The organism is Streptomyces sp. NPDC051913 (assembly GCF_044593635.1).
Taxonomy (GTDB): domain Bacteria; phylum Actinomycetota; class Actinomycetes; order Streptomycetales; family Streptomycetaceae; genus Streptomyces.
This window is the reverse complement of sequence record NZ_JBIUCI010000007.1, coordinates 194,811-221,201: the sequence shown is the minus strand read 5'-3', so window position 1 is coordinate 221,201 and position 26,391 is coordinate 194,811. Positions and strand designations below refer to the sequence as shown.

General features: G+C 69.8%; 21 protein-coding genes. 16 read left to right on the top strand and 5 right to left on the bottom strand.

The window, feature by feature from the left end:
* The first annotated feature begins 201 nt into the window (after positions 1-201).
* The 13 genes from uvrC (at position 202) to ACIHIX_RS22800 (ending at position 16,802) form a co-directional block, all read left to right on the top strand.
* Positions 202-2,292: an excinuclease ABC subunit UvrC gene (gene uvrC, locus ACIHIX_RS22860; RefSeq protein ID WP_399958980.1), complete on the top strand. Its 2,091-nt coding sequence runs from the start codon at positions 202-204 to the stop codon at positions 2,290-2,292.
* Positions 2,289-3,224 carry an RNase adapter RapZ gene (gene rapZ, locus ACIHIX_RS22855; RefSeq protein ID WP_399958978.1) on the top strand — a complete coding sequence of 312 codons (936 nt, stop codon included), beginning with the start codon at positions 2,289-2,291 and terminating at the stop codon, positions 3,222-3,224. Before uvrC ends, rapZ begins: the two co-directional genes overlap by 4 nt.
* The gene (gene yvcK / locus ACIHIX_RS22850; protein ID WP_399958976.1) at positions 3,221-4,297 is read left to right on the top strand and encodes a uridine diphosphate-N-acetylglucosamine-binding protein YvcK; all 1,077 of its coding nucleotides are present in this window, start codon (positions 3,221-3,223) and stop codon (positions 4,295-4,297) included. Before rapZ ends, yvcK begins: the two co-directional genes overlap by 4 nt.
* Positions 4,288-5,277: a DNA-binding protein WhiA gene (gene whiA / locus ACIHIX_RS22845; protein WP_329340465.1), complete on the top strand. Its 990-nt coding sequence runs from the start codon at positions 4,288-4,290 to the stop codon at positions 5,275-5,277. Before yvcK ends, whiA begins: the two co-directional genes overlap by 10 nt.
* Positions 5,278-5,423: 146 nt before the next feature.
* Entirely contained in the window at positions 5,424-8,375 is a 2,952-nt protein-coding gene (locus ACIHIX_RS22840; protein WP_399958973.1) for a M14 family zinc carboxypeptidase, read from the top strand.
* A gap of 255 nt (positions 8,376-8,630) precedes the next feature.
* On the top strand, positions 8,631-9,641 hold the full coding sequence (gene gap, locus ACIHIX_RS22835; RefSeq protein ID WP_361526855.1) for a type I glyceraldehyde-3-phosphate dehydrogenase: 1,011 nt from the start codon (positions 8,631-8,633) through the stop codon (positions 9,639-9,641).
* A 122-nt stretch (positions 9,642-9,763) separates the two neighbouring features.
* On the top strand, positions 9,764-10,975 hold the full coding sequence (locus ACIHIX_RS22830) for a phosphoglycerate kinase (protein WP_399958971.1): 1,212 nt from the start codon (positions 9,764-9,766) through the stop codon (positions 10,973-10,975).
* Positions 10,976-10,981: 6 nt separating this feature from the next.
* Positions 10,982-11,758 (top strand): triose-phosphate isomerase, encoded by a 777-nt coding sequence (gene tpiA, locus ACIHIX_RS22825; RefSeq protein WP_399958969.1) that lies wholly within the window; start codon positions 10,982-10,984, stop codon positions 11,756-11,758.
* 102 nt (positions 11,759-11,860) lie between these two features.
* Positions 11,861-12,091, top strand: a complete 231-nt coding sequence (secG, locus tag ACIHIX_RS22820; protein ID WP_059197350.1) for a preprotein translocase subunit SecG — start codon at positions 11,861-11,863, stop codon at positions 12,089-12,091.
* Positions 12,092-12,290: 199 nt separating this feature from the next.
* Entirely contained in the window at positions 12,291-12,626 is a 336-nt protein-coding gene (locus tag ACIHIX_RS22815) for an RNA polymerase-binding protein RbpA (RefSeq protein WP_003957010.1), read from the top strand.
* A gap of 139 nt (positions 12,627-12,765) precedes the next feature.
* Positions 12,766-14,034: an MFS transporter gene (locus ACIHIX_RS22810; RefSeq protein WP_399958967.1), complete on the top strand. Its 1,269-nt coding sequence runs from the start codon at positions 12,766-12,768 to the stop codon at positions 14,032-14,034.
* A gap of 52 nt (positions 14,035-14,086) precedes the next feature.
* On the top strand, positions 14,087-15,739 hold the full coding sequence (gene pgi, locus ACIHIX_RS22805) for a glucose-6-phosphate isomerase (protein ID WP_399958966.1): 1,653 nt from the start codon (positions 14,087-14,089) through the stop codon (positions 15,737-15,739).
* Positions 15,740-15,842: 103 nt separating this feature from the next.
* On the top strand, positions 15,843-16,802 hold the full coding sequence (locus ACIHIX_RS22800) for a hypothetical protein (protein ID WP_399958964.1): 960 nt from the start codon (positions 15,843-15,845) through the stop codon (positions 16,800-16,802).
* A 30-nt stretch (positions 16,803-16,832) separates the two neighbouring features.
* Here ACIHIX_RS22800 and pgl read toward each other — a convergent pair whose 3' ends face one another.
* The 5 genes from pgl to tkt are packed head-to-tail and all read right to left on the bottom strand — an operon-like array spanning position 16,833 to position 23,400.
* Positions 16,833-17,615 carry a 6-phosphogluconolactonase gene (pgl, locus tag ACIHIX_RS22795; protein WP_399958962.1) on the bottom strand — a complete coding sequence of 261 codons (783 nt, stop codon included), beginning with the start codon at positions 17,613-17,615 and terminating at the stop codon, positions 16,833-16,835.
* Positions 17,612-18,637, bottom strand: coding sequence for a glucose-6-phosphate dehydrogenase assembly protein OpcA (gene opcA / locus ACIHIX_RS22790; RefSeq protein ID WP_399958960.1), 1,026 nt, complete (start codon positions 18,635-18,637; stop codon positions 17,612-17,614). The genes pgl and opcA overlap by 4 nt, the downstream gene beginning before the upstream one ends.
* Positions 18,634-20,157: a glucose-6-phosphate dehydrogenase gene (gene zwf, locus ACIHIX_RS22785; protein WP_399958958.1), complete on the bottom strand. Its 1,524-nt coding sequence runs from the start codon at positions 20,155-20,157 to the stop codon at positions 18,634-18,636. The genes opcA and zwf overlap by 4 nt, the downstream gene beginning before the upstream one ends.
* A 3-nt stretch (positions 20,158-20,160) precedes the next feature.
* Positions 20,161-21,279, bottom strand: coding sequence for a transaldolase (gene tal / locus ACIHIX_RS22780; RefSeq protein ID WP_399958957.1), 1,119 nt, complete (start codon positions 21,277-21,279; stop codon positions 20,161-20,163).
* 33 nt (positions 21,280-21,312) lie between these two features.
* Positions 21,313-23,400 carry a transketolase gene (gene tkt / locus ACIHIX_RS22775; protein WP_399958955.1) on the bottom strand — a complete coding sequence of 696 codons (2,088 nt, stop codon included), beginning with the start codon at positions 23,398-23,400 and terminating at the stop codon, positions 21,313-21,315.
* Positions 23,401-23,789: 389 nt separating this feature from the next.
* Here tkt and ACIHIX_RS22770 point away from each other — a divergent pair, with 389 nt between their 5' ends.
* The 3 genes from ACIHIX_RS22770 (at position 23,790) to ACIHIX_RS22760 (ending at position 26,351) form a co-directional block, all read left to right on the top strand.
* Positions 23,790-24,743 carry a heme o synthase gene (locus ACIHIX_RS22770; protein ID WP_399958953.1) on the top strand — a complete coding sequence of 318 codons (954 nt, stop codon included), beginning with the start codon at positions 23,790-23,792 and terminating at the stop codon, positions 24,741-24,743.
* Between the two features lie 69 nt (positions 24,744-24,812).
* Entirely contained in the window at positions 24,813-25,145 is a 333-nt protein-coding gene (locus ACIHIX_RS22765; protein ID WP_399958951.1) for a hypothetical protein, read from the top strand.
* A 99-nt stretch (positions 25,146-25,244) separates the two neighbouring features.
* Positions 25,245-26,351 (top strand): amidohydrolase family protein, encoded by a 1,107-nt coding sequence (locus ACIHIX_RS22760; protein WP_399958949.1) that lies wholly within the window; start codon positions 25,245-25,247, stop codon positions 26,349-26,351.
* Positions 26,352-26,391 lie beyond the last annotated feature (40 nt).

Sequence of the window (26,391 nt, the reverse complement as noted above, 5' to 3'; positions counted from 1 at the left end):
GTCGTTGTCGAATACGACTCTGCTGGCACCGATGGGCGGCGATGCCCTGGAGCCGCCGCGGGGCGAGGCGGGCCGGACCGTCCGGCATGTGCCACGACTCACACCGTCCCGCCCGGCCCGGCGCGGTGCGGGTCGCGGACCGCTGAAGGCTTCGTCCACAGCCTCGCCGGACTGTCACCGCCCGCCAGTAGGGTGTGAAGCATGGCCGACCCCTCCAGCTACCGCCCCAGGCCGGGACAGATCCCGGACTCTCCCGGGGTCTACAGGTTCCGTGACGAGCACCGCCGGGTGATCTACGTCGGAAAGGCGAAAAGCCTGCGCCAGCGCCTGGCGAGCTACTTCCAGGACCTGGCGAACCTGCACCCCCGCACCCGCACGATGGTGACCACCGCCGCGTCCGTGGAGTGGACGGTGGTGTCCACGGAGGTCGAGGCCCTGCAGCTGGAGTACTCCTGGATCAAGGAGTACGACCCCCGGTTCAACGTCAAGTACCGCGACGACAAGAGCTACCCGTACCTCGCGGTGACGATGAACGAGGAGTTCCCGCGCGTGCAGGTGATGCGCGGTCACAAGAAGAAGGGCGTGCGCTATTTCGGGCCCTACGGACACGCGTGGGCGATCCGCGACACCGTGGACCTCCTGCTGCGCGTCTTCCCGGTCCGCACCTGCTCCGCCGGCGTCTTCAAGAACGCCGCCCGCACCGGCCGTCCCTGCCTCCTCGGCTACATCGGCAAGTGCTCCGCGCCCTGCGTCGGCCGGGTGTCCGCCGAGGAACACCGCGAACTCGCCGAGGAGTTCAGCGACTTCATGGCCGGTCGCACCGGCACCTATCTCCGCCGCCTGGAGAAGCAGATGACGGAGGCGGCCGAGGAGATGGAGTACGAGCGGGCGGCCCGTCTGCGCGACGACATCGGGGCCCTGCGAAAGGCCATGGAGAAGAGCGCGGTCGTGCTCGCCGACGCGACCGACGCCGACCTGATCGCGGTCGCCGAGGACGAGCTCGAAGCCGCCGTGCAGATCTTCCACGTCCGCGGCGGACGCGTGCGCGGCCAGCGCGGCTGGGTGACCGACAAGGTCGAGGAGATCACCACCGGCGCCCTCGTGGAGCACGCCCTCCAGCAGCTCTACGGCGAGGAGACCGGCGACTCCGTCCCCAAGGAGGTCCTCGTCCCGGCCCTGCCCGAGCCGGTCGAGCCTGTTCAGGAGTGGCTCACCGGGCGCCGCGGCTCGGGCGTCTCGCTGCGCATCCCGCAGCGCGGCGACAAGAAGGCCCTGATGGAGACCGTCGCCCGCAACGCCCAGCAGGCCCTCGCGCTGCACAAGACCAAGCGCGCCTCCGACCTCACGACACGCTCGCGTGCCCTGGAGGAGATCGCCGAGGCCCTCGACCTCGACAGCGCCCCGCTCAGGATCGAGTGCTTCGACATCTCCCACCTCCAGGGCGACGACGTCGTGGCCTCCATGGTCGTCTTCGAGGACGGCCTCCAGCGCAAGAGCGAGTACCGCCGCTTCCAGATCAAGGGCTTCGAGGGCCAGGACGACGTCCGCTCCATGCACGAGGTCATCACCCGCCGCTTCAAGCGGTACCTCGCCGAGAAGGAGAAGACCGGCGAGTGGGTGGACGAGGGCACCGGTGCCCAGGACCCCGCCGGGGACACCGCGGAGGACGACTTCCGCGACGCCTCCGGGAACACCCTCACCGAGGACACCGGCCGCCCGAAGAAGTTCGCGTACCCGCCCCAGCTCCTCGTCGTCGACGGCGGTCAGCCGCAGGTGGCCGCCGCCAGGAGGGCCCTCGACGAGCTCGGTATCGACGACATCGCCGTCTGCGGCCTCGCCAAGCGCCTGGAGGAGGTCTGGCTTCCCGACGAGGACGACCCGATCGTCCTGCCGCGGACCAGCGAGGGCCTCTACCTCCTCCAGCGCGTCCGTGACGAGGCCCACCGCTTCGCGATCACCTACCAGCGCACCAAGCGGGCCAAGCGGTTCCGGGCCAGCCCCCTGGACGACGTACCGGGACTGGGGGACACCCGTAAGCAGGCGCTTCTGAAACATTTCGGCTCGTTGAAGAAACTTCGATCTGCCACCATCGATCAGATCTGCGAGGTTCCCGGCATAGGCCGCAAAACGGCCGAGACCATTGCCGTGGCGCTCGCCCAGGCGGCACCGGCCGCGCCTGCCGTGAACACAGCTACTGGAGAGATCATGGAAGAGGAACCCGACATCATGGGTTCCGGTGGGGAGCCCGCGACGGCGGGCGCCCCGGACGAACGACGGGGGCAGGAGACATGAATGTGAACGAGCACGAAGGCCAGGAGAACCAAGGCCAGGAAAGCCAGGACGCGGCCGGTATCCCCGACGCGGCCATCCCCGAGCTGGTGATCATCTCCGGCATGTCCGGGGCCGGCCGGTCGACCGCAGCCAAGTGTCTGGAGGACCTCGGCTGGTTCGTCGTCGACAACCTCCCGCCCGCGCTGATCCCCACCATGGTGGAGCTCGGCGCCCGCTCGCAGGGCAATGTCGCCCGGATCGCGGTGGTCGTCGACGTCCGCGGCCGGCGTTTCTTCGACAACCTCCGCGAGTCCCTCGCCGACCTGGAGGCCAAGCACGTCACCCGGCGGATCGTCTTCCTGGAGTCCTCCGACGAGGCCCTGGTGCGCCGCTTCGAGTCCGTGCGCCGCCCGCACCCCCTCCAGGGCGACGGCCGCATCGTCGACGGCATCGACGCCGAGCGCGAACTCCTGCGCGAGCTGCGCGGCGACGCCGACCTGGTCATCGACACCTCCAGCCTCAACGTGCACGAGCTGCGCGCCAAGATGGACGCCCAGTTCGCCGGTGAGGAGGAGCCCGAGCTGCGGGCCACCGTCATGTCCTTCGGCTTCAAGTACGGCCTCCCGGTCGACGCCGACCTGGTCGTGGACATGCGCTTCCTGCCCAACCCGCACTGGGTTCCGGAGCTGCGGCCGTACACCGGTCTGAACGAGGAGGTGTCGGCGTATGTCTTCAACCAGCCCGGCGCCAAGGAGTTCATCGACCGCTACAGCGAACTGCTCCAGCTGATCGCGGCCGGCTACCGCCGCGAGGGCAAGCGGTACGTGACCATCGCGGTCGGCTGCACCGGCGGCAAGCACCGCTCCGTCGCCACCTCCGAGAAGCTCGCCGCCCGCCTCGTCTCCCAGGGTGTGGAGACGGTGGTCGTACACCGGGACATGGGACGCGAATGACCGCACGTTCTCCGCGGCTGGGCCGGCTCGGCAGGCTGGGCCGGACGGTGCCCGAGTCCCGCGCGGGCCGGCCCGTCCAGACCAGGGGCGCGCGGCCCCGCCGCCGCGGCGCCCAGCCCAAGGTCGTCGCCCTCGGCGGCGGCATGGGCCTGTCCGCCTCGCTCGCCGCGCTGCGCCGGATCACCGGCGACCTCACCGCCGTCGTCACCGTCGCCGACGACGGCGGCTCCAGCGGCCGGCTCCGCGACGAGCTGGGCGTCCTTCCGCCCGGCGATCTGCGCAAGGCGCTGGCCGCGCTGTGCGGGGACGACGACTGGGGTCAGACCTGGGCCCGCGTCATTCAGCACCGCTTCCACTCCAAGGGCGACCTGCACGACCACGCGGTCGGCAATGTGCTGATCGTCGCCCTGTGGGAACAGCTCGGCGACCATGTCCAGGCCCTGGACCTGGTCGGCAAGCTGCTCGGCGCGCACGGGCGCGTGCTGCCCATGTCCGCCGTACCCCTGGAGCTCCAGGCCCTGGTCAAGGGGCACGACCCGGAGCGGCCGGAGGACGTGGACACCGTCCGCGGCCAGGCCACCGTCGCCCTCACCCCGGGCGAGGTGCAGTCCGTGCACGTCGTGCCGCACGACCCGCCCGCGGTCCCCGAGGCGGTGGCCGCGGTCCTGGACGCGGACTGGGTGGTCCTCGGCCCCGGCTCGTGGTTCTCCTCGGTCATCCCGCACCTGCTGGTGCCGGAACTGCTGGACGCGCTCACGGAGACGAAGGCGCGCCGGGTACTCTCGCTGAACCTCGCGCCGCAGCCCGGAGAAACCGATGGCTTCTCCCCGCAGCGTCATTTGGAGGTTTTGGGACGACACGCCCCTAAACTCGCCCTGGACGTGGTGCTGGCCGACGAGGCCGCCGTGCCCGACCGTGACTCGCTCTCCGATGCCGCCAAGCGGTTCGGCGCCGCGGTCGAGCTGGCCCCGGTGGCCCGGCCCGACGGAACCCCGAGGCACGATCCGGAGCTGTTGGCCGCCGCGTACGACCGTATTTTTCGGATGCATGGAAGGATCGGCCCATGGCGATGACGGCAGCGGTGAAGGACGAGATCTCCCGGCTCCCCGTCACCCGGACCTGCTGCAGAAAGGCGGAGGTCTCCGCCATCCTGCGGTTCGCCGGCGGCCTTCACCTGGTGAGCGGGCGCATCGTGATCGAGGCGGAGCTGGACACCGCGATGGCGGCCCGTCGGCTCAAGCGGGACATCCTGGAGATTTTCGGCCACAGCTCGGAGCTGATCGTGATGGCGCCGGGCGGACTGCGCCGCGGCTCGCGTTACGTCGTCCGGGTCGTCGCCGGCGGGGACCAGCTGGCCCGTCAGACCGGCCTGGTCGACGGTCGGGGCCGCCCGATCCGCGGCCTGCCCCCGCAGGTCGTCTCCGGGGCCACCTGTGACGCGGAGGCGGCCTGGCGCGGGGCGTTCCTGGCGCACGGCTCGCTCACCGAGCCCGGCCGGTCCTCCTCCCTGGAGGTGACCTGCCCGGGCCCCGAGGCGGCGCTCGCCCTGGTCGGCGCCGCCCGGCGTCTTTCCATCGCCGCGAAGGCCCGTGAGGTGCGCGGAGTGGACCGCGTGGTGGTCCGGGACGGCGACGCGATCGGCGCGCTGCTCACCCGGCTCGGCGCGCACGAGTCGGTGCTGGCCTGGGAGGAGCGCCGGATGCGCCGCGAGGTGCGGGCGACGGCGAACCGTCTCGCCAACTTCGACGACGCCAACCTGCGCCGCTCGGCCCGCGCGGCCGTCGCCGCCGGTGCCCGCGTCCAGCGCGCGCTGGAGATCCTCGCCGACGACGTGCCCGAGCACCTCGCCGCCGCCGGGCGGCTGCGCATGGACCACAAGCAGGCCTCCCTGGAGGAGCTGGGCGCGCTCGCCGACCCGCCGCTGACCAAGGACGCCGTCGCGGGCCGTATCCGCCGGCTGCTCGCCATGGCCGACAAGCGGGCCCAGGACCTCGGCATTCCGGGTACGGAGTCCAGCATCACCGAGGAGATGGCCGACAACCTGGCGGGCTGACCCCTCGTCAATGCGCCGGTGCCGCCGCCCGCTTGGGTGAACGGCACCGGCTTTCGCATGTCTGTGAGGCACCCTTGACTGGATCATGAAGTGTCATGAGCCTGGCATACGTTCGCTGCTGTGGCGGACCACCGCAAGGGGGGCACATGAGACGAAGAGCGAGACCGATCCTCGCCGTTGGCGCACTCCTGCTGGGCGGCGCGGGCCTCGCGCCCCTCGCCCAGGCCGCGGAGAGCGCCGGCTCTCCCGGTCCCGACGAGATCAAGGTCTTCCGGGCCGATGTCACCAGCGCGCAGGTACCCCTGCTGCTGGCGGCCGGTCAGGACGGCCACGAACTGAGTGAGCAGGTACCCGCGAAGGGCACCGCGACCGTCGAGGTCTACCTCACCGACAAACAGGCCGACAAGCTGGAGAAACAGGGCGTCGAGCTCACCGAGCACACCCTCTCCGCCAAGGCCGAGGCCCGCGTCGACGCCGCCGCCGACGGCGTGTACCGCCCCTACAGCGGCAGCGGCGGCCTCAAGCAGGAGATCCTCGCCACCGCCCAGGCCAACCCCGGCCTCACCAAGGCCGTCTCCATCGGCAAGACCGTCAACGGCCAGGACATCCTCGCGGTCAAACTGACCAAGAACGCGAAGAACACCAAGGACGGCGCCAAGCCCGCCGTCCTCTACATGTCCAACCAGCACGCGCGCGAGTGGATCACCCCGGAGATGACCCGGCGGCTGCTCCACTACTACCTGGACCACTACAAGACCGACCAGCGGATCAAGAAGATCGTCGACTCCACCGAACTGTGGTTCGTCCTCTCGGCCAACCCCGACGGCTACGACTACACGTTCACCGGCACCGACCAGCGTCTGTGGCGCAAGAACCTGCACGACAACAACGGCGACGGCGCCATCGCCATCGGCGACGGCGTCGACCTCAACCGCAACTTCTCCTACAAGTGGGGCTACGACGACGAGGGTTCGTCCCCCAACCCCACCAGCGAGACCTACCGCGGCACCGGGCCGGGCTCCGAGCCCGAGACCAAGGCGCTCGACGCGTTCGAGAAGCGGATCGGGTTCACGTACGGCATCAACTACCACTCCGCCGCCGAACTCCTCCTCTACGGAGTCGGCTGGCAGGTGGCCACCGACACCCCGGACGACGTCATGTACAAGGCGCTCGCCGGCACCCCTGACAACTCCGCGATCCCCGGTTACCGGCCGCAGGTCTCCTCGGAGCTCTACACCACCAACGGCGAGGCCGACGGCCACGCTTCGAACGTCAACGGCCTGGCGATGTTCACGCCCGAGATGTCGACCTGCCAGACCGCCTCGGACCTGGACCCGAACGACCAGTGGAACGCGGCCGACTGCCAGTCGGTCTTCAACTTCCCGGACGACGAGAAGCTGATCCAGCAGGAGTTCGAGAAGAACATCCCGTTCGCGCTCTCCGTCGCCGAGTCGGCCAAGCAGCCCGACCAGCCGAAGTCCTCGCTCGGCCTGAAGGCCGCCGACTTCACCCCGAAGACGTTCAGCACGTCCTACGCGCGCGGCGCGAGCCAGGAGGTCTCCGTCGTCGTACGCAAGGCCGTGCACGACAAGGAGCTCAAGTACCGCGTCAACGGCGGCCGTACGCACGACGTGTCGCTTCGCGCGTGGAAGGGCGGCGAGACGTACGGCGGTGAGGACAACCTCTACTTCGACGAGTACCGCGCCAAGGTCGCGGGCGCCGATCCGGGCGACAAGGTCGAGGTGTGGTTCACCGGCGAGACGCGCGGCAAGAAGCGCACCTCCAGCGAGCACTTCACCTACACGGTCGCCGAACGGCCCCGCGCGGACACGCTCGTCGTCGCCGAGGAAGGCGCCACGGCGACCCAGGCGCAGACCTACGTCGACGCACTGAAGGCCAACGGCCGCAAGGCGATCGTCTGGGACGTCGCCACCCAGGGCGCGCCCGACGCGCTCGGCGTCCTCGACCACTTCAAGACGGTCGTCCACTACACGGGCGCGAGCATCCCCGGCAACGCCACCCAGCTCCAGCTGCGGGCCTTCCTCAACGAGGGCGGCAAGCTGATCGAGGCCGGCGAGCGGGCCGGCGGCAGCGTCGACCTCGGCGGCGGCACCCTGTCGAACGACTTCAGCCAGTACTACCTGGGCGCCTACACCCGTACGTCGCTGCCGAACGCCACCGCGTTCCAGGGCAGCGGCAAGCTCGCCGGAGCCGGCGGAGCACTCGGTGCCGCCCCGGGCAACCCGCTCGACACCGCGGGGTCCTTCAGCGTCACCTCGGACAGCCTGCCGGTCGCGAAGTACCCGCAGTTCGCCAGCGCGGGCGCGGGCTCCTACCCCGGCACGATCAATCCGTACGGCCCCTACGAGGGCGCCTCCATGGCCGCTGTCACGCACAGCGACTACGCCTGGAACCGCCTCACCCGCACCATCGACCTCACGAACGTGACCGCCGCCCAGGCGCCCACGTTCCAGACCCGGATGCTGTGGAACACCGAGGAGGGCTACGACCACGCCGTCCTTGAGGCCCACACGACCGGGGCCGACGACTGGACCACGCTTCCCGACAAGAACGGCCAGACCAGCACCGCCGTACCCGCCGAGTGCGAGGCCGGGTACTTCATCGCGGCCCACCCCGCGCTCAAGCGGTATCTGACGCTCGGCTCGGGCGGCTGCACCAACACGGGCACCAGCGGCCAGTGGAACAGCTTCACCGGGGCGTCGGCCGGGTGGCAGCAGGTCGCCTTCGACCTCTCCGCCTACGCCGGCAAGAAGGTCGAGATCTCCATCAGCTACATCACCGACCCCGGCAGCGGCGGTCGCGGCGTCCTCGTCGACAACGCCTCCGTCGTCATCACCGGCCAGGCCACGGAGACCGAGGGCTTCGAGACCTCGCTGGGCGCCTGGAGCGTCCCCGGACCGCCCGCGGGCAGCCCGGCGGTCGTCAAGGACTGGGGGCTCGCCGGTGAACTCTTCAAGACGTACGGCGCTGTCACCACGGACGACACCGTGCTGCTGGGCTTCGGCCTGGAGCACGTCACCGCGGCGGCCGACCGCACGGCACTGCTCGGAAAGGCGCTCGCCGCGCTCGACGGATGAGCGCGGACAAACACGGACGAGCGGGGAGTGCACTGGTCAACACTGACTGACTCTCCGTAGTCAATTCGGGCCATAGAGCTTTTCGGCCCGGGCGGTCCGTACCCCTACTGGCGGGTACGGACCGCCTGCCCGTGTATGGGGCATCTCGATGTCACCGAGGGGGCCTCGGAGAGGTAGGGTCGTAGGCGGTCGGGGACATCCCAAACAGAGCTCGCCGGCACCGCATAGCCGGCGTACCAACGAGGAGATCGGTTCGTGACGATCCGCGTAGGCATCAACGGCTTCGGTCGTATTGGTCGCAACTACTTCCGCGCGCTGCTGGAGCAGGGTGCTGACATCGAGATCGTGGCTGTCAACGACCTGGGTGACACCGCGACCACCGCTCACCTGCTGAAGTACGACACCATCCTGGGCCGCCTCAAGGCCGAGGTGACCCACACCGCCGACACGATCACGGTCGACGGCCACACCATCAAGGTGCTGTCGGAGCGCAACCCCGCCGACATCCCGTGGGGTCAGCTGGGCGTCGACATCGTCATCGAGTCGACCGGCATCTTCACCAAGAAGGCCGACGCCGAGAAGCACATCGCCGGTGGCGCGAAGAAGGTCCTCATCTCGGCTCCGGCCAAGGACGAGGACATCACCATCGTGATGGGCGTCAACCAGGACAAGTACGACGCGGCCAACCACCACGTCATCTCCAACGCCTCCTGCACCACCAACTGTGTGGCGCCGATGGCCAAGGTTCTGGACGAGAACTTCGGCATCGTCAAGGGCCTGATGACGACGGTCCACGCGTACACCAATGACCAGCGCATCCTGGACTTCCCGCACTCGGACCTGCGCCGCGCCCGCGCCGCCGCCGAGAACATCATCCCGACCACGACGGGTGCCGCGAAGGCCACCGCCCTGGTCCTCCCGCAGCTCAAGGGCAAGCTCGACGGCATCGCGATGCGCGTGCCGGTCCCGACCGGTTCGGCCACCGACCTGGTCGTCGAGCTCCAGCGCGAGGTCACCAAGGACGAGGTCAACGCCGCGTTCAAGAAGGCCGCCGACGACGGCGACCTGAAGGGCATCCTGTTCTACACCGAGGACCCGATCGTGTCCTCGGACATCGTCAGCGACCCGGCCTCCTGCACCTTCGACTCCTCCCTGACCATGGTCCAGGAGGGCAAGTCGGTGAAGATCCTCGGCTGGTACGACAACGAGTGGGGCTACTCCAACCGCCTCGTCGACCTGACGGTCTTCGTCGGCAACCAGCTCTGATCGACAGAGCAGGCAGCTTGATGTGAGTGCAGGGCTCGGGCAGCGCGACGGCGCGTTGTCCGAGCCCTCGCTCGTGTGATCAGCTTTCGTACGATCCAGAGCCCTCCCCAGGAGTCCCCTATATGAAGACGATCGACGAACTCCTCGCCGAAGGAGTCGCCGGCAAGCGGGTCTTCGTCCGCGCCGACCTCAACGTGCCGCTGGCCGGCACCACGATCACCGACGACGGCCGTATCCGCGCGGTGCTGCCCACCGTCAAGGCGCTGGCCGAGGCGGGCGCCCGCGTGGTCGTCGCCTCCCACCTGGGCCGCCCCAAGGGCGCCCCGGACCCGGCGTTCTCCCTCGCTCCGGCCGCCGCGCGCCTCGGTGAACTCCTCGGCGCCGACGTCGCCTTCGCGACCGACACCGTCGGCGAGTCCGCCACGTCGACCGTCGCCGGCCTCGCCGACGGCCGGGTCGCGGTCATCGAGAACCTGCGCTTCAACGCCGGCGAGACGGCCAAGGACGACGCCGAGCGCGCCGCCTTCGCCGACCAGCTGGCCGCCCTCGCGGACGTGTACGTCGGCGACGGTTTCGGCGCCGTGCACCGCAAGCACGCCTCGGTCTTCGACCTCCCGGCCAAGCTGCCCCACTACGCCGGCTACCTCATCGCCACCGAGGTCGGTGTTCTGAAGAAGCTCACCGAGGACGTCCAGCGGCCCTACGCCGTGGCGCTCGGCGGCTCCAAGGTCTCCGACAAGCTGGCCGTCATCGACCAGCTCCTCGGCAAGGCCGACCGCATCCTCATCGGCGGCGGCATGGCCTTCACCTTCCTCAAGGCCAAGGGCTACGAGGTCGGCGCCTCGCTGCTCCAGGAGGACCAGATCCCGGCCGTCCTCGAATACCTGGAGCGCGCCGAGAAGCTCGGCGTCGAACTGGTGCTCCCGGTCGACGTCGTGGTCTCCGCGGGCTTCCCCGACCTGAAGGCCAAGGCGCCCACCGAGCACGCCGTCGTCGACGCGTCCGACATCCCCGAGGGATCCCTGGGCCTGGACGTCGGCCCGAAGACCGGCGAGCTGTACGCCGGCAAGCTCACCGACGCCAAGACCGTCTTCTGGAACGGTCCCATGGGCGTCTTCGAACACCCCGACTACGCCGAGGGCACCAAGGCGGTCGCCCAGGCTCTCATCGACTCGGACGGCTTCACCGTCGTCGGTGGCGGAGACTCCGCCGCTGCCGTGCGTACGCTCGGCTTCGACGAGAACGCGTTCGGCCACATCTCGACCGGTGGCGGCGCCTCCCTCGAATACCTCGAGGGCAAGACGCTCCCCGGCCTCGCCGCACTGGAGGACTGACCCCGCATGACCACTCGCACGCCGATCATGGCGGGTAACTGGAAGATGAACCTCAACCACCTCGAGGCCATCGCGCACGTCCAGAAGCTCGCTTTCGCCCTGGCCGACAAGGACTACGAGGCCGTCGAGGTCGCCGTCCTGCCGCCCTTCACCGACCTGCGCTCCGTGCAGACCCTGGTCGACGGCGACAAGCTCAAGATCAAGTACGGTGCCCAGGACCTCTCGGCCCAGGACTCCGGCGCCTACACCGGCGAGATCTCCGGGGCGATGCTGGCCAAGCTGAAGTGCACGTACGTGGCCGTCGGCCACTCCGAGCGCCGTCAGTACCACGCCGAGACCGACGAGATCGTCAACGCCAAGGTCAAGGCCGCCTACAAGCACGGTCTGACCCCGATCCTGTGCGTCGGCGAGGAGCTGGACGTCCGCGAGGCGGGCAACCACGTCTCCCACACCCTCGCCCAGGTCGAGGGCGGTCTGAAGGACCTCCCGGCCGAGCAGGCCGAGTCCGTCGTGATCGCCTACGAGCCCGTGTGGGCCATCGGCACCGGCAAGGTCTGCGGCGCCGAGGACGCCCAGGAGGTCTGCGCGGCCATCCGCGGCAAGGTCGCCGAGCTGTACTCGCAGGAGCTGGCCGACCAGGTCCGCATCCAGTACGGCGGCTCCGTGAAGTCGGGCAACGTCGCCGAGATCATGGCGCAGGCCGACATCGACGGCGCCCTCGTGGGCGGTGCGTCGCTCGATGCCGACGAGTTCGTCAAGATCGTGCGCTTCCGCGACCAGTAAGTATGCGGTAGCGGCGATCCGTCGTACCCTTGCGGGGGCACAGCCCGGCGGCTGTGCCCCCGTCGTCCGTCCAGATCCGAGGAAGTTGGTCCAGCCGTGGTTATGGGGTTCTCGATCGCCCTGATCGTCTTCAGCGCGCTGATGATGCTGCTGGTGCTGATGCACAAGGGCAAGGGTGGCGGCCTCTCCGACATGTTCGGCGGCGGCATGCAGTCCTCCGTCGGCGGTTCGTCCGTCGCCGAGCGCAACCTGGACCGGATCACCATCGTGGTCGGTCTGCTCTGGTTCGCGTGCATCATCGTGCTCGGTCTGCTGATGAAGACGAACAACTGACCGGCACAACCATTCCGTACGTAAGGCCCCATGTTCGGTACGCGCCCCTGAGCGCCGCCTATCATGGGGCTTGCGTCTAGATGTGGGGGCTGTAACTCCAATCACTGGACGCGCGTTGGGCCTTACGTAGACTGAGGCGCTCGCAACGAAGCGAAACGCCGACTCGCTTCGCGGCACCATCACGCAGGGAGTTACGACCGTGGCAAGTGGCAACGCGATCCGAGGAAGCCGGGTCGGGGCGGGGCCGATGGGCGAGGCCGAGCGGGGCGAGTCCGCGCCCCGACTGCGCATCTCCTTCTGGTGCTCCAACGGGCACGAGACGCAGCCCAGCTTCGCCAGCGACGCGCAGGTCCCCGACACCTGGGACTGCCCGCGCTGCGGCTTCCCCGCCGGACAGGACCGGGACAACCCGCCGGACCCCCCGCGCACCGAGCCGTACAAGACGCACCTCGCGTATGTACGGGAGCGGCGCAGCGACGCGGACGGCGAGGCTATCCTCGCCGAGGCACTCGCCAAACTGCGGGGCGAGATCTAGGAGTTGACGACCGGCCGGGTACCGAGAGGTGCCTGGCCGGAGCTGTTCCGTGAGTTGTCCACAGGCCCACCACGTTGTCAGTGGTGGCCTCTACGGTTTGTGCATCGCTTCAAGGCGTGCAGATCGTGAGGGGGAAGCCGTGGCGACGGTCGAGGCTGTGGGCGTGCGTGCGCCCGCGTGGCGTGGAGGGTTCGGGCGCCTGTGGGGCGCCGCGGTGCTCTCCAGTTTCGGAGACGCGCTGCGTACGGCGGCACTGCCGCTGCTGGCCACCACCCTGACCGACGAGCCCCTGGCGATAGCGGCCGTCACCGCCTGCGGATATCTGCCCTGGCTGGTCTTCGGACTGCTCGGCGGCGCCGTCGCGGACCGTGTGGACCAGCGGCGCGCGATGTGGACGGTGGATGCCCTACGAGGTCTGCTCGTCGCCTGCTTCGCCGTCGCCGTCGGCCTGGGGCACGCCTCCATCGGCCTGCTCATCGCGCTCGCCTTCGCGCTGACCACGTTCCAGACCCTCTTCGACAACGCCTCCACCGCGCTGCTGCCGTCCCTGGTCGACAGCGACGCCCTCGGCAGCGCCAACGCCCGGCTGATGACCGGGCAGAAGATCGCGGGCGGGCTGCTGGGCGCACCCGTCGTACCGCTGCTGCTGGCGGGCGGCGCCGCGCTGCCCTTCGCGGCCGACGCGGCGACCTTCCTGCTGGCCGCCGCCCTGGTGGCCTCGCTGCGGCCCGCCGCGCCCGCTCGTCAGCAGAGACCTGCCGGCAGCACCCTGCGCAGGGAGATCGGCGAGGGCCTGCGCACCCTCGCCCGCGACCGGGCCCTGCGCGGCCTGTGCGCCGCCACCGCCCTGTGCAACATCGGGGTGGGCGCCCTCATCGCCACCCTGGTCCTCCTGGTGACCGGCTGGCTGGACGCCGGCCGCACCGGGTACGTGGCGGCGACCACGGCCTACACCGTCGGCTCGCTCGCCGGGGGAGCGGTCAACCGGCTGCTCGTCTCCCGCACGGGGCGGGTACGGGCGGTGCTGCTCGCCGGGACCACGCAGATCGGCGCGCTCGTCGTCATGGGAACCGTCCGCGACCTGGCCGCCATGGTCGCCGCGATGGCCCTCTTCGGGCTCATGGGCATGGTGTGGAACGTCAACACCACGACCCTCATGCAACAGCGCAGCCCCGCCGGGATGCTGGGCCGGGTCAGCTCCGCCTTCCGCACCCTGGGCATCGCCGGCGCACCCCTGGGGGCCCTGCTGGGCGGGGCCGTCGCCACCGCCTGGGGGCTGAACACCCCGGCCCTGCTCGCGGCCTTCTTCTTCACCCTGTCCGTCGCCTCGTTGATACCGGCGTTCAAGCGGGACGTACCTGTTGTTGCACCGCAGGACGGCGCCACGACAGCTCACGTCACCCGCTGATCAACTAGGTTGGACCGGCTGGGACAAGCACGAAAGAAGGCGGAAGTCGGACATGAACGCAGACGGCCGTACCAGGCTCAACCAGACGCCCGAGTGGACCGCTCTGGCCAAGCATCGTGAGGAACTCGGCGAGGTGCGGCTGCGCGAGCTGTTCGCCGCCGACCCCGGGCGCGGCGCCGGTTACACGCTCCAGATCGGCGACCTGCACATCGACTACTCCAAGCACCTGGTCACCGACGAGACCCTGCGGCTGCTGCGAGAGCTGGCCGCCGCGACGGACGTCTTCGGGCTGCGGGACGCCATGTTCCGCGGCGAGCGGATCAACACCACCGAGGACCGGGCCGTCCTGCACACCGCGCTGCGGGCGGCACCGGACGCGGTGGTCGAGGTCGACGGGGAGAACGTCGTCCCGCAGGTGCACGCCGTGCTCGACAAGATGAGCGACTTCGCCGACCGGGTCCGCTCCGGGGAGTGGACCGGCCACACCGGCAAGCGCATCCGGAACGTCGTCAACATCGGCATCGGCGGCTCCGACCTCGGTCCGGCGATGGCGTACGAGGTGCTGCGCGCCTACACCGACCGCGACCTCACCGTCCGCTTCGTGTCGAACGTCGACGGTGCCGACCTGCACGAGGCCACCCGTGACCTGGACGCGGCGGAGACACTGTTCGTCATCGCGTCCAAGACCTTCACCACCATCGAGACGATCACCAACGCGACCTCGGCGCGGGAGTGGCTGCTCGATGAGCTGAAGGCCGGTCAGGAAGCGGTGGCGAAGCACTTCGTGGCCCTGTCGACCAACGCCGAGAAGGTCGCCGACTTCGGTATCGACACGGCCAACATGTTCGAGTTCTGGGACTGGGTCGGCGGACGGTACTCCTACGACTCGGCGATCGGCCTCTCCCTCATGATCGCCATCGGCCCGGACCGCTTCCGGGAGATGCTCGACGGCTTCCGGGTCGTCGACGAGCACTTCCGCACCGCGCCCGCCGAGTCCAACGTGCCGCTGCTGCTGGGCCTGTTGGGCATCTGGTACGGCAACTTCCACGACGCCCAGTCACATGCGGTGCTGCCGTACAGCCACTATCTGTCCAAGTTCACGGCGTACCTTCAGCAGCTGGACATGGAGTCCAACGGCAAGTACGTCGGCCGGGACGGGCTCCCCGTGGACTGGCAGACCGGTCCGGTGGTGTGGGGCACGCCGGGCACCAACGGGCAGCACGCGTACTACCAGTTGATCCATCAGGGCACCAAGCTGATCCCGGCGGACTTCATCGGCTTCGCCGAGCCGGTGGCCGAGCTCGGCGAGGGGCTGAAGGCGCAGCACGACCTGCTGATGGCCAACTTCTTCGCGCAGACGCAGGCGTTGGCCTTCGGCAAGACGCCGGACGAGGTGCGGGGCGAGGGGGTGCCCGAGGAGCTGGTGGCCCACAAGACCTTCCAGGGCAACCACCCCACGACGACGATCCTCGCCAAGGAGCTCACCCCGTCCGTGCTCGGGCAGCTCGTCGCGCTGTACGAGCACAAGGTGTTCGTACAGGGCGCGGTGTGGCACATCGACTCCTTCGACCAGTGGGGTGTCGAACTGGGCAAGGTGCTCGCCAAGCGCGTCGAACCGGCGCTCACGGAGGGCGCGGACGTGCCGGGTCTGGACGGCTCGACCCGGGCCCTGGTCGCCAAGTACCGGGAGCTGCGCGGCCGGTAGCCACCACTGAGGGTCACGATGCGGGAAAGCGGGCGGCGCGGGACCGTCCGCTTCCCGTAGACTCCTCGGCGATCATGGAAGCCATGGCTCGGGGGAGTGCAAAGTGGCTGGTTCGCACGGCAGTTGGACGGGTGGCTCGCTGACGGCGAGAGATCTGCTGAAGCCGAAGCACGCGGCACGGGCCGCGTTTCATCCGGCGTGGATCCCGGAGTCCATCGACCCGGCCGTGGAGCAGCTCAAGAAGATCCGTCTCATCGCCGGGACGATAGCGGCGGTCGGCGTCTACACCTTCGTGGAGGGCGGCTTCGCCTTCGACGAGATGCTGGAGAACATGCTGACGGCGTCCGTCGTCCTGCTGTTCATCACGCCGCTGACGGTCGGCGTCATGCTCCTGGTGTGGAAGCGGCACGGCGACATCCGGGCGCTGAAACCGCCGCTGTTCAACTCGTTGAAGCTGCTGCTGCTCTTCGTCGGGTCGATCGTGCTCACCGTCGTGCTGCTGCAGTCGACCACCGCCGCGGGGTTCTTCCTCCTGCTGCTCGCCCCGTTGGTGATCTGGCTGGCGGTCTTCGTCGGACGCGGTGCCTGGCACGTGGGCGCGAACTTCTTCGGCACCGCCGGTGTGCACCGCTGTCTGCCGCCGCTGCTGGCTACGGTGACCACCTGGCTGATGGCCCTGCCCGACCTCCTCACGGGCGATCTGCACGGCATGAGCCTCGGGATGGGCGTCCTGTTCATCCTGGGCGCGCCCCTGACGGTCACGGGCATCGCGCTGACGGAGATGCGACGACTGGACCAGCGCTACGGCATCCGCCTGACGTCCCACCCGGCCACCCGGGCTCCGTTCACCCCGCCGATGCCGCCGAACGCCCCGCCGATGCCGCCGGTCACCCCGCCGTACGTGCCGCCGCAGGGGAATCCGTACGGCAACCCCTACGGCCCGCAGCCCGGCAACGGCAATCCGTACGGGCCCCCGCCCGCACACCCGTACAACCAGGGCAACAACCCGTACGGCCCGCCCTCCGGGAGCCCCTACAACGGCGGGAACCCGTACGGAAGTTGACCGTACGGGTTCCTCGGGGTGCCGAAGGCGTCAGGACGACGCCGGCGGATACAGCGAGCGTGGCAGCTGGGAGGCGGCTGCCGCGTCCAGGAGCCACAGGGTGCGGGAGCGGCCCTTCGCGCCCGCCGCCGGGGCCTGGATCTCGCCCGCGCCCGACAGGGCGATCGCCGCGGCCTGGGCCTTGTCCTCGCCGGCCGCCAGGAGCCAGACCTCGCGGGCGGCGCGGATGGCGGGCAGGGTGAGGGTGACCCGGGTCGGTGGGGGCTTCGGGGCACCGCGCACACCGACCACCGTGCGGTCCGTCTCGCGCACCGCGGGGAGCTCGGGGAACAGCGACGCCACGTGCGTGTCCGGGCCGACGCCCAGCATCAGGACGTCGAAGGTCGGCACCGAACCGTGGTTCTCCGGGCCGGCCGCACGTGCGAGTTCCTCCGCGTACGCGGCGGCCGCCGCCTCCACGTCGGCGCCGTACGGGCCGTCCGAGGCGGGCATGGCGTGCACCCGCTTCGGGTCGAGCGGCACCGCGTCCAGCAGGGCCTCACGGGCCTGCGTGACATTGCGGTCCGGGTCGCCCTCGGGCAGGAAGCGTTCGTCGCCCCACCACAGGTCGAGCCGGCCCCAGTCGACGGCGTCCCGGGCGGGCGCCGCCGCCAGCGCGGCCAGCAGACCGTTGCCGTTGCGTCCGCCGGTGAGGACCACGGACGCGTAGCCACGAGAGGCCTGCGCGTCCACGATCTTCGTGATCAGGCGGGCCGCGGCGGCCTGCGCCATCAGCTCCTTGTCGCGGTGCACGACCAGCTGGGGAGTGCTCACTTGGCTGCCGCCTTCCGCGACGAAGCCGGGGCCCGCTTGGCGGCCGCCTTCTTCACCGGAGCGGGCGCCTCCGCAGGCGCTTCGGCGACCACCGGAGCCGGATTCAGCTTCTCCACCCCGAACCGCAGCGCGGACGCGTACGTGTCGTCGGGGTCGAGGCGCCGCAGCTCCTCCGCGATCAGCTCGGCCGTCTCACGCCGCTTGAGCGCCACCGCACGGTCCGGCTGGCCCTCGATGGACAGCGTCGCCAGGGCGCCGTCCGCACGGTCGAGGACGATCGGGCCGTGGCTGGTGTCCATACGGACCGCGGTCAGACCGGGGCCGTTCGACAGCGAACGCTTCACCGGCACGTCCAGCCGGTCCGCGAGCCACATGGCGAGCAGCTCACAGCTCGGGTTGAACTCCTCGCCCTCCACCTCGACGCCCTTGACGTCCACGGTGACCTGGTCGAGGGCCGCGGCCAGCATCGAGCGCCAGGGCGTGATGCGGGTCCAGGACAGGTCGGTGTCGCCGGGGGTGTAGGCGTCGGCGCGGGCGCCGAGATCCCGTACCGGCTGCTCGGAGGCGTAGGTGTCGGTGACCCGGCGCTGGGCGAGCGCGCCCAGCGGGTCCTTCGCCGGGTCGAGCGGCGCGTCCACCGGCCACCAGACGACCACCGGGGCGTCCGGCAGCAGCAGCGGCAGGACCACCGACTGGGCGTGGTGGACGACGTCGCCGTACAGCCGCAGGACGACCGTCTCGCCGGTGCCCGCGTCCGCGCCCACCCGCACCTCGGCGTCCAGGCGGGACTGCGTACGGTCGCGGGGCGAGCGGGAGACGCGCTTGATGACCACCAGCGTGCGCGAGGGGTGCTCGCGCGACGCGTCGTTGGCGGCCCGCAGGGCGTCGTACGCGTTCTCCTCGTCCGTGACGATGACCAGCGTGAGCACCATGCCGACGGCCGGGGTGCCGATGGCCCGGCGGCCCTTGACCAGCGCCTTGTTGATCTTGCTGGCGGTGGTGTCCGTGAGGTCTATCTTCATGGCCGGCGCCAGCTCCGTCCCTCTCGTGCGAGCATTTCGTCCGCCTCGACCGGCCCCCAGGTGCCGGACGGGTACTGGGCCGGCTTGCCGTGCTTGTCCCAGTACTGCTCGATCGGGTCGAGGATCTTCCAGGACAGCTCGACCTCCTCCGTGCGCGGGAAGAGGTTCGAGTCGCCGAGGAGGACGTCCAGGATGAGCCGCTCGTACGCCTCGGGCGAGGACTCCGTGAAGGACTCGCCGTAGGCGAAGTCCATCGACACGTCCCGGATCTCCATGGACGTACCGGGGACCTTGGAGCCGAAGCGGACCGTGATGCCCTCGTCCGGCTGGACGCGGATGACGATCGCGTTCTGGCCCAGTTCCTCGGTGGCCGTCGAGTCGAAGGGGGAGTGCGGGGCCCGCTGGAAGACGACCGCGATCTCGGTGACCCGGCGGCCGAGCCGCTTGCCGGTGCGCAGATAGAAGGGGACGCCCGCCCAGCGGCGGTTGTCGACCTCCAGCTTGATCGCGGCGTACGTGTCGGTCTTCGACTTGGGGTCGATGCCGTCTTCCTGGAGGTAGCCGACCGCCTGCTCGCCGCCCTGCCAGCCCTCGGCGTACTGACCGCGGACGGTGTCCCGGCCGAGGTCCTTCGGCAGCCGTACCGCGCCGAGCACCTTGGTCTTCTCGGCGGCCAGCGCGTCCGCGTCGAAGGACGAGGGCTCCTCCATGGCGGTGAGCGCCATGAGCTGGAGGAGGTGGTTCTGGATGACGTCACGGGCCGCGCCGATGCCGTCGTAGTACCCGGCCCGACCGCCGATGCCGATGTCCTCGGCCATGGTGATCTGCACGTGGTCCACGAAGGACCGGTTCCAGATCGGCTCGAACATCTGGTTGGCGAAGCGGAGCGCCAGGATGTTCTGGACGGTCTCCTTGCCCAGGTAGTGGTCGATGCGGAAGACCTGGTCCGAGCCGAAGACCTCGTGGACGACCTTGTTGAGGTCCTCCGCCGACTTCAGGTCGTGGCCGAAGGGCTTCTCGATGACCGCGCGCCGCCAGGAACCGGAGGACTGGTCGGCCAGGCCGTGCTTCTTCAGCTGCTGGATGACCACCGGGAAGGAACGCGGCGGCACCGACAGGTAGAAGGCGAAGTTGCCGCCCGTGCCCTGTGCCTTGTCGAGCTCCTCGATGGTGCCGCGCAGCCGCTCGAACGCGTCGTCGTCGTCGAAGGTGCCCTGGACGAAGCGCATCCCCTGGATGAGCTGCTGCCAGACCTCCTCGCGGAACGGTGTACGGGCGTGCGCCTTCACGGCGTCGTGGACCTCGGCGGCGAAGTCCTCGTGTTCCCACTCCCGGCGGGCGAAGCCGACCAGCGAGAAGCCCGGCGGCAACAGACCCCGGTTCGCGAGGTCGTACACGGCGGGCATGAGCTTCTTCCGGGACAAATCGCCCGTGACGCCGAAGATGACCAGGCCCGACGGCCCCGCGATACGCGGGAGCCGTCGGTCTGCGGGGTCACGCAGCGGATTGCTGCTCGACAAGGTTTAGCCCTCCGAGGGTGCGAGGCGCTCCAGCTCTGCCTCGGTCGACTTGAGCAGGTCGTTCCAGGACGCCTCGAACTTCTCGACGCCTTCGTCCTCCAGCAGCTGCACGACCTCGTTGTAGGAGATCCCGAGCTTCTCCACCGCGTCGATCTCGGCGCGGGACCGGTCATAGGTGCCGGCCACGGCGTTGCCGCGGATCTCGCCGCTCTCCTCGGTGGCCTGGAGGGTGGCCTCCGGCATGGTGTTCACCGTGTTGGGCGCGACGAGCTCGTCGACGTAGAGGGTCGCCTTGTAGGCGGGGTCCTTCACACCGGTCGAGGCCCACAGCGGGCGCTGCTTGTTGGCCTGCGCCTTGTCGAGGGCCGCCCAGCGGTCGGAGGAGAAGACCTCCTCGTACGCCTCGTAGGCGAGCCGCGCGTTGGCGACACCGGCCTTGCCGCGGGCGGCCTTGGCCTCGTCGGTGCCGAGCGCGTCGAGCCGCTTGTCGATCTCGGTGTCCACGCGGGACACGAAGAAGGAGGCGACCGAGTGGATCAGAGACAGGTCGAGACCCTTGGCCTTGGCCTTCTCCAGGCCCGCGAGGTAGGCGTCCATGACCTCGCGGTAGCGCTCCAGCGAGAAGATCAGCGTGACGTTGACGCTGATGCCGTTGCCGATCACCTCGGTGATGGCCGGCAGGCCCGCCTTGGTGGCCGGGATCTTGATGAGCGTGTTGGGGCGGTCGACCAGCCAGGCCAGCTGCTTGGCCTCGGCGACCGTCGCCTTGGTGTGGTGGGCCAGGCGCGGGTCGACCTCGATCGACACGCGGCCGTCCTGGCCGCCGGTGGCGTCGAAGACCGGGCGCAGGATGTCGGCGGCGTCCCGGACGTCCGCCGTCGTGATCATGCGGATGGCCTCTTCGACGGTGACCTTGCGGGCGGCGAGGTCGGACAGCTGCTGGTCGTAGCCGTCGCCCTGGGAGATCGCCTTCTGGAAGATCGACGGGTTGGTGGTGACGCCCACGACGTGCTGCTGGTCGATCAGTTCGGCGAGGTTGCCGGACGTGATCCGCTTGCGCGACAGGTCGTCCAGCCAGATCGCGACGCCTTCTTCGGAGAGGCGCTTGAGTGCGTCTGTCATGGAATTACATCTCCTACGTGTCGTATGTCAGCGTCAGCGCTGGGCGGCGGCCAGGGATTCCTGGGCCTTCGCGGCCACGTTCTCCGCAGTGAAGCCGAACTCCTGGAAAAGGACCTTGCCGTCGGCGGAAGCACCGAAGTGCTCCAGGGAAACGATGCGACCGGCGTCGCCGACGTACTTGTGCCAGGTCAGACCGATACCGGCCTCGACCGCGACACGCGCCTTGACGGCGGGCGGCAGAACGCTGTCCCGGTACCCCTGGTCCTGCTCCTCGAACCACTCCACGCACGGCATGGACACGACGCGCGTGGGCACACCGTCGGCCTCCAGCTGCTCGCGCGCCTCGACGGCGACGTGCACCTCGGAACCGGTGGCGATCAGGACGACCTCGGGAGCCCCGTTGGACGCCTCGAACAGGACGTAGCCGCCCTTGACCGCGTCCTCGTTGGACTCGTACGTCGGCACGCCCTGGCGGGTCAGCGCGAGGCCGTGCGGGGCGCCCTTGCCGAAGACCTTCGTCCAGCGCTTGAGGATCTCGCGCCAGGCGATCGCGGTCTCGTTGGCGTCGGCCGGGCGGACCACGTTCAGACCCGGGATGGCGCGCAGCGAGGCGAGGTGCTCGACCGGCTGGTGCGTCGGGCCGTCCTCGCCGAGGCCGATGGAGTCGTGCGTCCACACGTACGTCACCGGCAGGTGCATCAGCGCCGACAGGCGCACGGCGTTGCGCATGTAGTCGGAGAACACCAGGAACGTGCCGCCGTAGACACGGGTGTTGCCGTGCAGCGCGATGCCGTTCATCTCCGCGGCCATGGAGTGCTCGCGGATGCCGAAGTGGATCGTGCGGCCGTACGGGCTCGCCTCCGGCAGCGGGTTGTCCGCCGGCAGGAAGGACGAGTCCTTGTCGATCGTGGTGTTGTTCGAGCCCGCGAGGTCGGCGGAGCCGCCCCACAGCTCGGGGATCACCGCGCCGAGGGCCTGGAGCACCTTGCCGGACGCGGCACGCGTGGCGACACCCTTGCCCGGCTCGAAGACGGGGAGCTTGTCCTCCCAGCCCTTGGGCAGCTCGCCGGCGGCGATGCGGTCGAACTCGGCGGCGCGCTCGACGTTGTTGTCGCGCCACTCCTGGAGCTGCTTCTCCCACTCCGCCTTGGCCTCGCGACCACGGTCGAGGGCCTGCCGGGTGTGGTCGATGACCGCGTCCGAGACCTCGAAGGACTGCTCCGGGTCGAAGCCGAGGACGCGCTTGGTGGCGGCCACCTCGTCGTCGCCCAGCGCCGAGCCGTGGGCGGCCTCGGTGTTCTGCGCGTTCGGGGCGGGCCAGGCGATGATCGAGCGCATCGCGATGAAGGACGGCTTGTCCGTCACCCGCTTCGCGGCCTCGATGGCGTTGTACAGGGCGTGCGGGTCGAGGTCGCCGTCCGGCTTCGGGGCGACGCGCTGCACGTGCCAGCCGTACGCCTCGTAGCGCAGAACGGTGTCCTCGGAGACCGCCGTCTCCGTGTCGCCCTCGATGGAGATGTGGTTGTCGTCCCACAGCAGCACCAGGTTGCCGAGCTTCTGGTGGCCGGCGAGCGAGGACGCCTCGGCGGAGATGCCCTCCTGGAGGCAGCCGTCACCGGCGATGGCGTACACGAAGTGGTCGAACGGGGACTCGCCCGGGGCGGCCTCCGGGTCGAACAGACCGCGCTCGTAACGGGCGGCCATGGCCATGCCGACCGCGTTGGCGACACCCTGGCCCAGCGGGCCGGTCGTCGTCTCGACGCCCTTGGTGTGGCCGTACTCCGGGTGACCGGGGGTCTTCGAGCCCCACGTCCGGAACGCCTTCAGGTCGTCCAGCTCAAGGCCGAAACCGGCCAGGTAGAGCTGGGTGTAGAGGGTCAGGGACGAGTGGCCCGCGGACAGCACGAACCGGTCGCGTCCGACCCACTCCGGGTCGGCCGGGTCGTGCCGCATCACCTTCTGGAAGAGGGTGTACGCGGCAGGCGCCAGGCTCATCGCCGTACCCGGATGGCCGTTGCCGACCTTCTGTACGGCATCGGCGGCCAGGACGCGGGCGGTGTCGACGGCCCGCTGGTCCAACTCGGTCCACTCGAGGTCTGTGGTGGTCGGCTTGGTGCTCACCCTGGGTCAGGGCTCCTCTCCACATGTCAGGCATGTCGAATGCCGGTGCTTCGGGCGCCCCGGCCGTTGTCGAGCCTACCCCCGTAAGTACGTGCGTTTTTTCGACTCAATCCAGACTGACGGGCCCTTCGAGGATCCGCCTCCCGACTGGCCGGAATCGCGTTCGGCAACTGAATACGGCGCCGCTCGTTCGAGTGCTCAACCGAGTGCCGATCGGCTCTTCCGGCGCGTGCTCGCGGGGGCGTCCTTCCACTCATCCGGGGGTGCCTGCCAACACGACCCCACCCCCGCGAATATCGGGGTATGGGCAACGTCTACAGTGGCGTGGTACGCGCGAGCCTTTACCGGGACTTCACACGGGAGGGGTTTGCTGGGATGTCTCTGTAGGGGTGTGCGTGACGGCCGTCGAATCCCGTCCAGCCGGTGTGCTGGGGGAGAGCAAGCGCTCGGTTCACCGGCCGTTCGGGGCCCGTGTCAAGGCATTCGTGGCGCTGACCAAGCCGCGGATCATCGAGCTCCTGCTCATCACCACCGTTCCGGTGATGTTCCTCGCCGAGCAGGGGGTGCCCGATCTGACGCTGGTGCTTCTCACCTGCGTCGGCGGTTACCTGTCCGCGGGCGGCGCCAACGCGCTGAACATGTACATCGACCGGGACATCGACGCCCTGATGGACCGCACCTCGCAGCGTCCGCTGGTCACCGGCATGGTGTCGCCGCGCGAGTGCCTGGCCTTCGGCATCGGTCTCGCGGTCGTCTCGACGCTGCTGTTCGGGCTGACCGTCAACTGGCTGTCGGCCTGGCTGTCCCTCGGCGCGCTCCTCTTCTACGTCGTCGTCTACACGATGATCCTCAAGCGCCGCACCTCGCAGAACATCGTGTGGGGCGGCATCGCCGGCTGTATGCCGGTCCTGATCGGCTGGTCGGCGGTGACGAACTCGCTCACCTGGGCGCCGGTCATCCTCTTCCTGGTCATCTTCTTCTGGACGCCGCCGCACTACTGGCCGCTGTCCATGAAGGTGAAGGAGGACTACGCGCGCGTGGGCGTGCCCATGCTGCCGGTCATCGCCTCCAACAAGACGGTCGCCAAGCAGATCGTCCTCTACAGCTGGGTGATGGTCGCCGTCTCCCTGCTCCTGACGCCCCTCGGTTACACCGGCTGGTTCTACACGCTGGTCGCCGTGGTCGCCGGCGGCTGGTGGCTGTGGGAGGCGCACGCGCTGCAGAACCGCGCGAAGGCGGAGGTGACGGGCGGGAAGCTCAAGGAGATGCGCCTGTTCCACTGGTCGATCACCTATGTCTCGCTGCTCTTCGTGGCGATCGCGGTCGACCCCTTCCTGCGCTGAGTCCGGGCTGACGTACGTCACAGTGCCCTCCCCTCGCCAGTGGATCTACCGGTGAGTAGCATCCTGGCCATGGCAGACACGCAGCAGGTTGACGCGAAGGCGGACCGCAAGGCGGCCAAGCTCGCCAAGCAGATCACCGCCTTCTCCAAGGCACACGGCGGCGCCGAGGGCCAGGTGGCCTACCTCGGCCAGACCGGCGCCCGGATCGCCCTCGTCGGCGAGGACGGCAACTGGGGCAACCTGGTCGCCCCGACGTACGACATCGCCCGGCAGGCCGTCGAGAAGTCCGGCATCACCGTCCACGAGGACTTCGACGGGGAGTTCGCGGCGAAGGTGACGACCGGCCGCTACGAGTGGACCCGCATGGCGGGCATCCAGCTGGGCGGCCCGAGCAACGCCTGAGGCACGCCGGTTTCGCACGGGGTGTGTCCGAGCAACACCTGACACCCCGTTCACCCGTTAGGCCCCGTGAGAGGACATGGTCCAGTCACGGGAGCCCGGATGATCGAAACGCCGTCCCTCGTGGACCAGTACTGCCACGGCGTACTGAGAACCGAGCTGGGCCTTGGCACCTTCGAGGCCCAGTTGGCCCGTACCGAGGGGCCGCCCGCCCCCGGTACGACGCTCTTCGACACCCAGACCGGTTTCGCCGTACGCCGATGGTGTCCACCCCTGCTCGGTCTCGAACCGCACTGCCCGCCCGCCCGCTATCTCGCCCGGCGCCGTGAACTCGGCGTACTGGAGGCGGGCCGCAGACTGCTGCGCGGCAGCGGCATCACGACGTACCTCGTCGACGCCGGGCTGCCCGGCGATCTCACCGGTCCCGACGAGATGGCGGTGGCGTCGGACGCCGAGGCCCGCGAGATCGTGCGCCTGGAACTCCTCGCCGAACAGGTCGCCGACACCTCCGGCACCGTCGAGTCCTTCCTCGCCAACCTCGCGGAATCCGTGCACGGTGCGGCCACCGGCGCGGTCGCCTTCACCTCGGTGGCGGGCGTACGGCACGGACTCGCCCTCGCCCCCGAGCCGCCCGGCCCGGGTGAGGTGCGGGGCGCGGCCGGACGGTGGCTCGCGGGCCGCCGGGTGGGCGGGCACCTGACCGATCCGGTGCTGCTACGGCACCTGCTGTGGATCGCCGTCGCCTCGGGACTGCCCCTCCAGCTGCACGCGGGCCTCGGCGAGCCGGGCGTGCGGATCGACCGCACCGACCCGGTCCTGCTCACCGACTTCGTCCGCGCCACGGCGGGCCTCGGCACCGATCTGGTGCTGCTGCACGGCTACCCGTACCACCGCCACGCCGCCCATCTCGCGGGCGTCTTCCCACATGTCTACGCCGACTCCGGCGCGGCGCTGGTGCGTACGGGAGCCCGCGCGGCGACCGTCCTCGCCGAGATCCTCGAACTCGCCCCCTTCGGCAAGATCCTCTTCTCCAGCGGCGCCCAGGGCCTGCCCGAACTGCATGTCGTGGGCGCGCGGCTGTTCCGCGAGGCGCTCGGGCGGGTCCTCGGCACCTGGGTCGCCGAGGGCGCGTGGTCGCTCGCGGACGCCCAGCGGGTGGCGGGGCTGATCGCGGCCGGGAACGCCCGCAGGGTCTACGGGCTGGAGTGAGACGTACGGGGTGTACGGGCCCGTGCGGGCTGTACAGGAT

Bases quoted from the DNA above. Each gene is read 5' to 3' on its own strand.
- uvrC (WP_399958980.1), top strand. From the start codon at position 202: ATGGCCGACCCCTCCAGCTACCGCCCCAGGCCGGGACAGATCCCGGAC.
- rapZ (WP_399958978.1), top strand. From the start codon at position 2,289: ATGAATGTGAACGAGCACGAAGGCCAGGAGAACCAAGGCCAGGAAAGC.
- yvcK (WP_399958976.1), top strand. From the start codon at position 3,221: ATGACCGCACGTTCTCCGCGGCTGGGCCGGCTCGGCAGGCTGGGCCGG.
- whiA (WP_329340465.1), top strand. From the start codon at position 4,288: ATGGCGATGACGGCAGCGGTGAAGGACGAGATCTCCCGGCTCCCCGTC.
- ACIHIX_RS22840 (WP_399958973.1), top strand. From the start codon at position 5,424: ATGAGACGAAGAGCGAGACCGATCCTCGCCGTTGGCGCACTCCTGCTG.
- ACIHIX_RS22830 (WP_399958971.1), top strand. From the start codon at position 9,764: ATGAAGACGATCGACGAACTCCTCGCCGAAGGAGTCGCCGGCAAGCGG.
- tpiA (WP_399958969.1), top strand. From the start codon at position 10,982: ATGACCACTCGCACGCCGATCATGGCGGGTAACTGGAAGATGAACCTC.
- secG (WP_059197350.1), top strand. From the start codon at position 11,861: ATGGGGTTCTCGATCGCCCTGATCGTCTTCAGCGCGCTGATGATGCTG.
- pgi (WP_399958966.1), top strand. From the start codon at position 14,087: ATGAACGCAGACGGCCGTACCAGGCTCAACCAGACGCCCGAGTGGACC.
- opcA (WP_399958960.1), bottom strand. From the start codon at position 18,637: ATGAAGATAGACCTCACGGACACCACCGCCAGCAAGATCAACAAGGCG.
- tal (WP_399958957.1), bottom strand. From the start codon at position 21,279: ATGACAGACGCACTCAAGCGCCTCTCCGAAGAAGGCGTCGCGATCTGG.
- ACIHIX_RS22765 (WP_399958951.1), top strand. From the start codon at position 24,813: ATGGCAGACACGCAGCAGGTTGACGCGAAGGCGGACCGCAAGGCGGCC.
- ACIHIX_RS22760 (WP_399958949.1), top strand. From the start codon at position 25,245: ATGATCGAAACGCCGTCCCTCGTGGACCAGTACTGCCACGGCGTACTG.